Annotated in this window: 9 protein-coding genes; all 9 read right to left on the bottom strand. The window is 42.6% G+C overall.

Annotated features, from left to right (window positions below; all coding sequences use genetic code 11):
* Positions 1 to 59: 59 nt before the first annotated feature.
* On the bottom strand, positions 60 to 854 hold the full coding sequence (gene proC, locus ABHC48_RS18855; RefSeq protein ID WP_195700384.1) for a pyrroline-5-carboxylate reductase: 795 nt from the start codon (positions 852 to 854) through the stop codon (positions 60 to 62).
* Between the two features lie 165 nt (positions 855 to 1,019).
* Positions 1,020 to 1,967: a sugar kinase gene (locus ABHC48_RS18860; protein ID WP_195700385.1), complete on the bottom strand. Its 948-nt coding sequence runs from the start codon at positions 1,965 to 1,967 to the stop codon at positions 1,020 to 1,022.
* Positions 1,964 to 2,602, bottom strand: a complete 639-nt coding sequence (gene eda / locus ABHC48_RS18865) for a bifunctional 4-hydroxy-2-oxoglutarate aldolase/2-dehydro-3-deoxy-phosphogluconate aldolase (protein WP_195700386.1) — start codon at positions 2,600 to 2,602, stop codon at positions 1,964 to 1,966. The genes ABHC48_RS18860 and eda overlap by 4 nt, the downstream gene beginning before the upstream one ends.
* Positions 2,603 to 2,607: 5 nt before the next feature.
* Entirely contained in the window at positions 2,608 to 3,483 is an 876-nt protein-coding gene (locus tag ABHC48_RS18870) for an RraA family protein (RefSeq protein ID WP_195700387.1), read from the bottom strand.
* Positions 3,484 to 3,606: 123 nt separating this feature from the next.
* Positions 3,607 to 4,974 carry a mandelate racemase/muconate lactonizing enzyme family protein gene (locus tag ABHC48_RS18875; RefSeq protein WP_118582687.1) on the bottom strand — a complete coding sequence of 456 codons (1,368 nt, stop codon included), beginning with the start codon at positions 4,972 to 4,974 and terminating at the stop codon, positions 3,607 to 3,609.
* Positions 4,975 to 5,079: 105 nt separating this feature from the next.
* Entirely contained in the window at positions 5,080 to 5,919 is an 840-nt protein-coding gene (locus ABHC48_RS18880; protein WP_118582684.1) for a carbohydrate ABC transporter permease, read from the bottom strand.
* Between the two features lie 14 nt (positions 5,920 to 5,933).
* Positions 5,934 to 6,830 (bottom strand): sugar ABC transporter permease, encoded by an 897-nt coding sequence (locus ABHC48_RS18885; protein WP_118582746.1) that lies wholly within the window; start codon positions 6,828 to 6,830, stop codon positions 5,934 to 5,936.
* Between the two features lie 92 nt (positions 6,831 to 6,922).
* Positions 6,923 to 8,209, bottom strand: a complete 1,287-nt coding sequence (locus tag ABHC48_RS18890; protein ID WP_173717255.1) for a sugar ABC transporter substrate-binding protein — start codon at positions 8,207 to 8,209, stop codon at positions 6,923 to 6,925.
* Positions 8,210 to 8,224: 15 nt separating this feature from the next.
* The gene (locus tag ABHC48_RS18895) at positions 8,225 to 9,190 is read right to left on the bottom strand and encodes a LacI family DNA-binding transcriptional regulator (RefSeq protein ID WP_195700389.1); all 966 of its coding nucleotides are present in this window, start codon (positions 9,188 to 9,190) and stop codon (positions 8,225 to 8,227) included.
* Positions 9,191 to 9,387 lie beyond the last annotated feature (197 nt).

Consider the following 9,387-nt stretch of genomic DNA (forward strand, 5'->3'; position numbering starts at 1 on the left):
TTTACTTATAGTTACTGCTCACTGGTAATATTCCGCGAGATGTTTTTTGTAGGCAAAGCTCACATTTTCTTTCCTTTATCAGCAGCTCCCTGCAATGCTTCAAACACAGCACTGCGGAAACCATTTTTTTCCAGGATACGCACACCCTCAATGGTCGTTCCTGCCGGGGAGCATACCATATCCTTCAGTTCTCCCGGATGCATACCTGTCTCCAGAAGCAGCTTCGCACTTCCAAGTACAGCCTGGGCAGCAAACTGATAGGCCTGTTTTCTTGACATTCCCTGTGCCACAGCGGCATCTGCCATTGCTTCAATAAACATAAATACATAAGCCGGAGAGCACCCACTGACTGCGCTAACTGCGTCCATCAATCTTTCAGGTACCACCTCTGTGCGACCGAAGCTGTTTGTAATGGCAAGAATCTGATCCAGATCCTCTTCTGTTACCCGATCATTGACACAGGCACCTGTCATTCCTGCCCCTACCTGCGCCGGGGTATTCGGCATAAGACGTACCACCTTTAACGGCTGCTCACATTTTTCTTCCAGCCATGCAAGAGTTTTACCGGGCGCAATTCCTACGATCATATGCTGTGGTGTCAGGAAACTTTTAATTTCACCGATTACCTCCTCATAGAATTGAGGCTTTACTGCTAATATAACAATATTTGCATTTTTCACAACTTCACAATTATCCAGAGTTGTCACAACTCCAAGTTTTTCCCGACTTCTTCTGCTTCCTTCTTCTGTGAGATTTGAAACAATAATCTCATTTTTTTCAAACACACCATTTTTCAAGATTCCGCCGATCATTGCAGAACCCATATTTCCACATCCGATAAATCCGATTTTCATAGTATTCGCTCCTCGTCTTTTCTTCTGTCAAAACAGCTGGTTCAAAAGTTCTTTTGCCCTATTATAAAACAAAAGAACAGGATACGCAATAAAAACAACCGTTCCCAGGCATGTTTGAAAAATGCCCGGAAGCGGCTGTCTCAGCTTTATATTTTTTATGCTTTTCTATCTTTTCTGTTTTCCCTGAAATGCAAACAGAGTTTCCCGGTCCGGAAGATTGTCATTGTCTCCCTTTGAGGAAATAATAATAGCTCCCATGGCATTTCCACGGGCAACAGCCTCGTCAAGAGGCAGATTTTCCAGAAGGCCTGTTACCACACCTGCTGCAAAAGCATCTCCTGCCCCTACTGTATCCACGATTTTTTCTGGCTTATACCCAGGAACTGTGCCCTGTGCGCCGTCTTTTGTCTTGTAATAAGCGCCGTTTTCCCCAAGCTTTACAATTACAGTTTTAGAGCCATGTTCCAGATAAAAGTCTGCAATCTTCTCCGGCACATCTGTACCGGCAAGAATTCTGCCTTCTTTAATACCTGGCAGCACCACATCACTGTGAAATGCCATGTCATTTAAGGTCTGCACCATCTCTTCCCTTGACTTCCAGAGTTTTTCCCTAATATTGGGGTCAAAGCTTACCATCGCCCCGATTTCATGTGCTCTTTTTGCAAGAGTCATACAGGATTTGCGGCAGTCTTCTGACAAAGCCGATGTGATTCCTGTAATATGGACCATCTTCACTCCAGACAGATCCTGCGCCTCAATGTCTTCCGGACAGATATGAGAAGCAGCAGAATTTTTCCGGAAATAATATACAGCAGGATCTCCTTCCAGAACTTTTGTCTTCAAATAAGATCCGGTAAGATATTCTTCTGTAAAAAGGACCTTTTCTCCGTCAATCTTTTCCTTTTCGATAAATTCATGGATATAAGCCCCGTAAGGGTCTTTTCCAAGTTTTGTAAAATAGCTTGCAGTATGTCCCAGTCTGGTCACTCCGATAGAAAAATTCAACTCAGCACCGGCAAGTCCCCTGGAATAATTTTCCACTTCACTGAAGGTGCCTGGCTTTTCTGCGATGAACACTACCATGGGTTCTCCCATTGTGAATATTTCACTCATCTGCCACACCCCCTTACCAGTGTCAAAGCCTCCTGTGCCTTTTTGGTAATTTCTTCAAAATTTCCTGCATTTATATCACTTTCCTTTACCATCCAGCTTCCACCGCATGCTGCGATGAAAGAATTTTCCAGATAGGCACAGATATTCTCTGTATTGATTCCACCTGTAGGGATAAATTTCATATCTCCAAAAGGTGCTGCAAGAGCTTTAATCGCCTTGATTTCTCCACTTGTCTGGGCAGGAAAAAATTTCACTACACCGATTTCAAGGGATTTGGCTTTCATGATCTCACTGGCTGTCACGCAGCCAGGGAGACAGATCACATCCAGCTCCTGACATTTTTTTACAACCTCTTCTGAAAGCCCCGGGCTTACAATAAATTTCGCCCCAGCCTCAACAGCATCTTCCACCTGACCTGCATTGATTACCGTTCCTGCACCTACCAGCATTTCCGGAACTTCTTCTGCCACCTTTTTGATGGCATCTTTCGCGGCCGCTGTGCGGAAAGTGATTTCCATACAGCAAATTCCGCCTTTACACAATGCCCGTGCAAGCATTGTGGCATCCTCTGCCCGTTCCAGCTTTACTACCGGAATAATGGGATTTTCAGCCGCAATTTTTAATATATCTTCCATAAGCGTTACTTCTCTTCTGCCGCTGCAAACTCTTTGCTCCAATCAAGATTTCTGTACTGCTCGCCTCTTTCATCCTCTTTGATAAAAGCAACCAGACGGTTCATCATCTCTGTTGGCCATACATCAATGTCAATATCTGCAGTTGTGTATACACCCAGTTTGATCATTTCAAAACCGAAAATATCTTTTACATGCATTTTCCTTGCAAATTCAATTACTTCCTTTACCATATGGCTTGGGATAAAAATCACACCACCGCCATATCCAAATACAACATCACCAGGAAGGCAGACAGCCCCGCCGATCTTAGTCATGGAGTTAAAGCTGGTCATAACAAAATCTTTAATCGGGGTAGGATCTACGCCGCGGTAGTAAACCTGAAGTCCTTCGATTCCTTCAATCTGCTCCAGATCACGGATACCACCCCATACAACGGCACCGCCGGTCTTAGTTCTGTTTTTGATAGCTGTGGAAAGATTTCCACCTACAAAGGTTCCTTCGTAGATCTTGTCATACATATCTGCTACGACTACGTCCCCTTCTACCAGGGTATCAATTACCCACTGGTTACAGGTTCCTTTTCTTCCCTCAGAATCACCGATCTTCTTTACAGTCTCCACAAGATCCGGTCTTGCAGGCATGAAAGAGCAGGTCACAGCTCTTCCAACCAGCTTTGTCTTATCCTCATGAAGCCTTTTCAATTTTTCCTCAAACTGATTCAGGTAGCCTTTTATAAACATCGGCTGCCATACCTCTTCCAGAGTAAGATGTCTTATTTCTTCCAAATCCTCGTCAGATACTCTCGGACGTCCATCTGGAAAACGCTCTCCATCCCATTTTTCTGTTAACTGTATAATATCCTCTTTTACACTGAAATGCATAATTTAAGATTCCTTTCTTCTTTATATGATTTCCTATCATTCATGGTTTCCCGCAAAATTGTGAATAGTAACACCGGCGGCGCAATCCGCCGCCGAGTCTTTGTCTGTCGCTGCGGTAAAATGTCAGCTCCACAGACGGTCATGGGAATAATCATGGTTCCACTCGTCCGTTGGAAGCCAGATTCCCGGATAATCCGGATGAATGTGTTCCAGCACAACCTCGTCCACGATCTCATCAATACCTAGACCTGGTTTATCCGGAACTGTAATATAACCGTTCTGTACCAGTGGTTTCGGAAGTCCGGTTACCAGATCATCCCACCACGGAACATCTACAGAATGGAATTCCTGTGCAAGGAAGTTCTCAGTAGCTGCAATACTGTGAACAGCAGCCATACAAGCGATTGGGCTCTCAGCCATATGAACAGCCATTGCAACACCATATTCCTGTGCAAGGTCACCGATTTTCTTATTCTCAAGAATTCCACCGGAAGTAAGAATATCCGGATGAATCACAGATACGCCGCCTTTTTCCAGTAGAGGTCTGAAGTTTTCTTTCAGATAAATATCCTCACCTGTACAGATCGGTACTGTGCAGGAATTTCTCAGGCGTACATACTGGTCTGTCAGCTGCCACGGAATCAGATCCTCCATCCATGCAATATTATATTTTTCAATTCTTCTTGCCAGCTTGATACAGGATTCCACGCCAATATGTCCAAAATGGTCAATTGCAAGTGGAATATCATATCCGATAATGCTCCTTACATCTTTTACATACTGCTCCAGAATATCAAAGCCATGCTCTGTTACCTGAATGCCTGTAAATGGATGTGGAATATTGTTCACATCATAGTGACGGTTGCGAAGATATGTTTCTTTCTCATCTAAATTTCTTGGAATTGCATCATATGCAGTTGCTGCTTTCAGTTCCTGAACAAATCCAAGAGGTGCGCACAGTGCGCCTGGTTCATCGTATAAAAGATCAATACCAAGATCCATTTTCAGGAAAGTAAAGCCTTTTTCCATTCTTGCCTTTAATGCCTTTCCCATATCGATTCCGGTATGCTTTCCTTCTACATCTGTGTCACAGTAAATACGGATCTTATCTCTAAATTTTCCTCCAAGCATCTGATAAACTGGAACACCATAAGCCTTTCCTGCAAGGTCCCAAAGTGCGATTTCTACACCGCAGACACCGCCGCCCTGTCTTGCATGGCCTCCAAACTGTTTGATTCTTCTGAATAATTTATCAATATTGCAGGGATTTTCCCCGATCAGTCTGCTCTTTAATGCTAAAATAAATTTTCGGTCTGCTCCGTCACGAACTTCGCCGTAACCAACAATACCCTGATTGGTATAAATTTTTACCAAAGTGCAGTGCATTGGTGCGCCTACAATATCTGCAACACGCAGATCTGTGATCCTCAAATCGGAAGGTCTTGAATTGGTATTCACATTCTGTAAAATTTCCTCATAAACTTTGTCCATTTGTTTTCCCTCTCTTCTTGATTATTTTTGCTATGAAATTCCCGGAGGGCATCTGCAGACTGGCCATGCCTGCATGGCCGGATCCATGAATGCCCCTGCGGCGAATTATTTCACGCTTCCATCTGATTTGCCTGAGATCAGCTGTGCCTGTGCTACAATATAAATGATCGTAACCGGCAGAGATGTGAGTACTGATGCTGCCATGATTCTTCCCCAGATTGCCGAATCCGCGTATTTGAAGCTGGAAATGGCAACTACAGCAGTCTGCTGTGCGGGACTTGTAGTCATGATCATGGCGTATAAATATTCGTTCCAGGACATTGTAAATGCAAAGGTTGCAACAACTGCGATACCAGGAAGTGCGATTGGTGTGATGATATATCTTAAGGATTTCATTCTGGTACAGCCATCAATCAGAGCTGCTTCCTCAAGTGCATAAGGAATGGCCTTAAAATAACTCATCAGCATATAACAGCAGTACGGCACAACAGTGGTTGGATAAATGATCAGCAATGCCCATTTGTTGTCATAGAATCCAAGTTTACTTACAAATACATACATCGGTACGAAAAGCACTGCAGTAGGTATTAAATAAGAAAAGATAATGCTTGTTTTGAAAAATCTTCTTCCCGGATATTTCAGTCTTGTCATAGCGTAAGAGCCAAGAATACTGATCAATAGACAACAGACGGTTGTCAAAAAAGCGATCATAAGACTATTTAAAAGGGCCCGGGGAAATTCTGTTTTGGTAAAAAGGTCTACATAGTTTTCAAAGGTGTAATGTTTTGCGATCAGTGACGGACGTGCCACATACATTTCACTGTTTACTGTTATGGAAGATTTGATCATCCAGTATACCGGAAAAATAGTCCACACAAGTGCAATTATCAGGAGTATGTATGTCGCTGCCGAAGCAGCAATTCTTTTATGTTTTTTCATTACCATGATAATCTTCCCTCCTATTCTTCCTCTTTATTTGCTTTTGTATAGATAAATATCAGGATCAACAATAACGGAATAACAGAAATCGCTACAGATACAGCTCTTGCAAAGTTATTCTGAATAAAGGCCATATCATAGGTATAGGTTGCGATTGTACTGGAAGCATATAACGGGCCGCCTCCTGTGATCAGATAAACATTTTCAAAGTCATTAAATGTCCAGATTGTAGATAACAATGTGGTAATTCCAATTACACTTGAAATAGACGGAAGTGTGATATACCAGAACTGTTTAAATGCTCCTGCGCCATCTACATAGGCAGCTTCATACTGCTGTTTTTCCAGTGTCTGTAAAGCTCCCAGGATACTGAACATAAAGAAAGGAATTCCTCTCCATATATTTACGATCATCGTTGTAAGCAGTGTAAGATTAGGGTCGCTAAGCCACGGAATTCCAATCTTCGTAATTCCCAAAGAGATCAGAAGACTGTTGATAATTCCATAAGTACTGTCGTACATCCAGCGCCAGGTTGTCGCAGCTACCATTCCGGGAATCGCCCACGGAATCAAAAGTACTGTACGGAAAAAGGACTTTCCCTTGAAACTTCTATTAAGCAGTACCGCCCATAAAAGCCCCAGTGCAAGCTTTGCAGCAATACAGCCCACTGTATAAACGAGCGTGTTCTTCAGAGATTTCCAGTAAATAGGATCATGGAACAATTTGATATAGTTTTCTAATCCAACAAATTCCTCTGGTTTTCCTACCACCTTATTGGTAAATGACAGATAGAGCGCACGGCAGAACGGATAACCCATTATTCCAAATACTACAAGGATGATCGGAATCATCAATATCAGTCCCAGTCTTCTGTCTTTCTTTGCCTGTGATTCATATTTTCTTTTCACATTAGCCATTGACAATTTCCTCTTCCTTTCCAGCAGAAGCTGTTCCATCTGGAACAGCTCCTGCATTTTAATCATTTAAAATGGATTGATGTTTCCAGAAATCATTCACCATAAAGCTCGATCAGGGACTGCTCCAGAGAGTCAAGTGCTTCCTGAGGATCTACGCCGTTAACAACGATCTGCTGCATAGCCTTTACACAAGCCTGGTTTGTAAAGCTTGTTGCTGCTTCACCGGTTGTAGGTGCCGGATAAGTGGTAAGTACTAAGTTTTCAGAGTTCTTTAACCAGCCAATGTGATCTTCTGCATTCCAGAAATCTGTATCATCATATCCATTGACAACAGGCTGCCACATAGCACCCATAGCCTCAACCATCTGATTATAGTAATCTGTATCGCTGAAATAATAGGAAACGAACTCTTTTGCTACATCTGTGTTTGCTCCGGTCTCAAAGATACCAAATACATTTGCTCCACCTAATGTATAGGAAGTGTCATCAGCAGATACTGCTGGATACTGGATTATCTGAGTGTTTGCCAGAAGGTCTGGATTCTCCTGCTCCATAGAAGAAATAATGGAACCGGAATTACATACCATACCTACTGTACCAGCCATCCATGCAGAGTTGTTTGCACTGTCATCCCATGTAGTTGCATCTGGTGGGCAAAGTCCTTCTTCATATAAGGATGCGATATATTCCATTGCTGCAAGAGTCTCAGGGCTGTTTACCACAACCTTTCCGTTCTCATCAACAAGTCTTCCGCCAAAGTCAAGGATTACGGTTCTTACGAAGGACTCTGCATCTCCGCCTCCGCTTGCTCCAAGAGGAAGTCCTAATGCATAGAAGCCGTTTTCCGGATCATTGATCTTTTCAGCATCCTCTTTCAGCTCTTCCCATGTAGTCGGCATATCCAGGCCTTTTTCTTCCCATTTATCTTTTCTGATGTACATACCTGGTGCTGTAAAGGAAAGTGGAACAAGGTAATTCTTGTCGTTAAAGGTTGCATATCTAAGTGCATTTTCTTTGAAGTCGATATTTTCCAGAACATCATCTACTTCTGCCAGCTGATCGCTGTTAATATATTCTGCAACTAATGTGTTATCGCCCATGATCAGGTCAGGCTGATTACCGGACTCAATAGCTGCTGCAAGTTTCTGCTTGATATCTCCTGAAGGAACGATTACATATTCTACGTCCACACCATTTGCTTCGGCGAATTCATCCAGTTTTGCTTTCATCATATCGTTGTATGCTGCTACATACTCAGATTTGTCCCAAAATACCAGTTTTTTGTCAGCAGCCTTTACCTCTGCCGGTGCTGATACGACAAAAGATCCGCTTAACATTGTCATTCCCAATACTGCTGCTAACGCCTTCTTAGTTTTCATAGTGTTTTTCTCCTTTCAGTTTACGGTTTTTGCTTTTACCCTTGTTGTTTTTCCTATCTTAAGCTCTATCGGCTCCAGACAGGATTCAAATTTTTCTTCCGGCTGTTCAATCAGACCAATCAGTTTTTGTAATGCAACTTCAGAAACCTTATCTGCTACAGAAGGAACCCGGGTGTACTTCATGTTCTGGAATGTCACATACTCTGAATAATAGTTTTCATAGTATTCCAGCGTGATCAGGGAAAGATCATCAGGGATATACAAATTGTTGGCTCTCACCGCCCTTTTCAGATATCTGGTAAGATTTGCCGGAATGATAAATGCACTGGGACGTTCTTTTTTCTGAAGCATCTCGTTAAATACCCTTTCTGCAATCTCACCGCAAGAAAAGCTGTAGTAATAGTCCTCTCTGTAAGGGATCCCATGCTGTTCCATAGCCTCTTTATAGGCTGGGAAACGGCTTTCCTCTACTACACTAACCTTATCCTCTGTCAACATGGCGATTTTCTCATGTCCCAGCTGAACCAGATAATCCACGGCTTCTTTTACTGCCTGAGCATGATTCGTTGCCACATAATTGTAATCATCGTAACCTTTGATTTTTCCCACACATACATATGGAATCTTATTCTTCTCGAATTCCTTGAAATATCGATCCTTAGGTGTTAGGGAAAATATCAGGAAGCCATCCACCAGTGATTTTCCCAAACCCAGAAGATATTCCATCTGCTCATCTCCCAGCTTTTTGCTGTTCTGTGCATAAATTAAAACCGAATAGCCTTGCTTTTCAGCCGCTTTTCCAACAGAATCAAATACCTGTGGAAAATACATTGTGTCAAACACATTTGCCAGATTTCCTGGAATAATCAAACCTACTGTTTTACTTTTCTCCTTGGCCGACAACCTGCGCGCACTGATACTTGGGATGTACCCCAAAGCATCGATTGCCTCCTGGATCTTATCTTTCGTTTCCTCTTTCATCCTGTCATATCGCTTATTCAAATAACTGTTAAGGAAACAATCGGAGTTGGTGTAAACGAAAAAGCAGCCTTGAGTTCTGATAAAAACTGCCCTTTCGTTTACATCAATTTCGATTTTACTTTGGTGAACAAAGTCGCGTCCCTTTAGCCGATAGCTATGGGGATTCAATCGTTGCTCTTTTCCTTAAGTTTATCATA

It is taken from the genome of Ruminococcus sp. 1001136sp1, assembly GCF_039841815.1.
GTDB classification, from domain to species: domain Bacteria; phylum Bacillota; class Clostridia; order Lachnospirales; family Lachnospiraceae; genus Blautia_A; species Blautia_A faecis.

Coding starts and splice junctions, on each gene's coding strand:
- ABHC48_RS18895 (WP_195700389.1), bottom strand. CDS start 9,190: ATGAAAGAGGAAACGAAAGATAAGATCCAGGAGGCAATCGATGCTTTG.
- ABHC48_RS18885 (WP_118582746.1), bottom strand. CDS start 6,830: ATGGCTAATGTGAAAAGAAAATATGAATCACAGGCAAAGAAAGACAGA.
- ABHC48_RS18860 (WP_195700385.1), bottom strand. CDS start 1,967: ATGAGTGAAATATTCACAATGGGAGAACCCATGGTAGTGTTCATCGCA.
- proC (WP_195700384.1), bottom strand. CDS start 854: ATGAAAATCGGATTTATCGGATGTGGAAATATGGGTTCTGCAATGATC.
- ABHC48_RS18870 (WP_195700387.1), bottom strand. CDS start 3,483: ATGCATTTCAGTGTAAAAGAGGATATTATACAGTTAACAGAAAAATGG.
- ABHC48_RS18875 (WP_118582687.1), bottom strand. CDS start 4,974: ATGGACAAAGTTTATGAGGAAATTTTACAGAATGTGAATACCAATTCA.
- ABHC48_RS18880 (WP_118582684.1), bottom strand. CDS start 5,919: ATGGTAATGAAAAAACATAAAAGAATTGCTGCTTCGGCAGCGACATAC.
- eda (WP_195700386.1), bottom strand. CDS start 2,602: ATGGAAGATATATTAAAAATTGCGGCTGAAAATCCCATTATTCCGGTA.
- ABHC48_RS18890 (WP_173717255.1), bottom strand. CDS start 8,209: ATGAAAACTAAGAAGGCGTTAGCAGCAGTATTGGGAATGACAATGTTA.